The sequence below is a fragment of the Glutamicibacter sp. AOP12-B1-11 genome (assembly GCF_052379245.1).
Lineage (GTDB): Bacteria > Actinomycetota > Actinomycetes > Actinomycetales > Micrococcaceae > Glutamicibacter.
The window spans coordinates 1-1061 of the sequence record NZ_JBQSYL010000086.1 but is presented as its reverse complement, the minus strand read 5'-3'; the positions used below and the strand labels follow the sequence as shown (position 1 = coordinate 1061).

1 protein-coding gene is annotated in these 1061 nt (G+C 47.5%); it reads right to left on the bottom strand.

Annotation, left to right across the window (positions count from 1 at the left end; translation table 11 throughout):
* Nucleotides 1–52: 52 nt before the first annotated feature.
* Nucleotides 53–907, bottom strand: coding sequence for a DUF4062 domain-containing protein (locus tag ACT3UQ_RS19705; protein WP_443444204.1), 855 nt, complete (start codon nucleotides 905–907; stop codon nucleotides 53–55).
* Nucleotides 908–1061: the final 154 nt, after the last annotated feature.

The window sequence follows — 1061 nt, the reverse complement described above, 5'->3', positions numbered from 1 at the left end:
GAGTCCCGAAACATGGCGATTTCGTTTACGGGACATCGGTCAGCCTGCGGGACTAAATGAGTGAGATAGTAGTGCGGCGAGATTTTTCTTCGCCGTTTTCCTTCCAAGTCATAGAAGCAACTAATCGATTTGCCGATGTCGCCGTCATCTCGAACTTATACGAGCGCTGGTCATGTCCATATAAGGTTTCGCGGATTGGGTCTTCATAGAACATGTCTAAAACGTCGTTTTCATCATTGGATTCGAACTTCACCAAGAAGTCCTTTGCTTCGGCACCACTTTTGTTTTCGATGACAATGGCGTGTCGATGCCTGTTTCTTATTCGTCCCTTAGAATCACTCTCGGTCGACCGGTCATGTTGGTGACGAGCTATTGGGTTAGCAGCAGAAATCGGTTCTTGCTGTGATATCCCGCCGAAAGAAGGCATATCTGTGTCAATGGCGTGACGGACTTTATCAACTAAGTCTGAATCATCGGTATATGTTCCGTAGAGACCTTGGAACTCAGTCTTGTACTTTTCGAGTTCAGCGACTTGATCCATGAACTCACGAGGTACTGGAGCTTCGGAGAAATAGACGTGTACTTTCTTTCCCGACTCGTAGGCTTCCTTGATTTCTTCTACTGTGCCAGAGATTGAGCGGGGTGTAGCGCTACCAAGTTTATTGGCGAAGACCGCGATGACGATGTCAGCAGAATCAACAAGTTGTCTATTGATAACTTGTTGCCCGTCATTTCCCATCTGTGGAACAGCGCTGGTTTCATAACGGCGGGGGAGTATGACGAGGTTGTCAGATTCCGCTCGGCTGGCGTTCCACCGTGAGAGAGCACGTTCAATGGCATCACGCGAAGATGTGGTATCTGAGGGAGAAGCGATGAAAACCTGTACTACGGTTGCTGAGAACGTCATTCGGATCCTTCCGAGCTAATATTGCGAAGCTGTATTGGAATCTGAAGTCTATGTGTTGGGTCCGACAGAACGATGTGGGATGTGCGCCTTTAATTATTCAAAGATGCAATTCTTCTATAAAGCGTCGCTCTGGACATTCCTATATCTTTGGCGA

Bases quoted from the DNA above. Each gene is read 5' to 3' on its own strand.
- ACT3UQ_RS19705 (WP_443444204.1), bottom strand. From the start codon at position 907: ATGACGTTCTCAGCAACCGTAGTACAGGTTTTCATCGCTTCTCCCTCA.